This window comes from Arthrobacter sp. CMU6, assembly GCF_059090205.1.
Genome location: NZ_JBNHFL010000115.1, coordinates 1 through 298 on the forward strand (window position 1 = coordinate 1; position 298 = coordinate 298).

General features: G+C 62.8%; 1 pseudogene. It reads right to left on the minus strand.

The features are described 5' to 3' along the window. A pseudogene (locus tag AC5RWD_RS23305) lies at positions 1-298 on the minus strand (amino acid permease); the annotation flags it as partial.

Genomic DNA, 298 nt, shown 5'->3' on the forward strand with positions numbered 1-298 from the left:
CATGCCGGTGAATCCTTCGCGGGCTTCGGCGATCTCGTGGATTCGTTTGCGGCAGGCGTACCAGCCGGCGGTCATGAGGGCGATGGCGATGAGGGTGACGACCAGGGTCAGGGGTGAGTCGATGAAGACCATGACGAGGACGCCGACGAGGAAGAGCAGCGAGAGGTAGCCGGTGTAGGGTGCACCGAACATGCGGAACGAGGGGCGTTTGAGCCATCCTTTGTCGGCCCAGCGTTTGAGCTGCATCTGGCACAGGACGATGGTGGCCCAGGTGACGATGATGCCTACGGAGGCGATG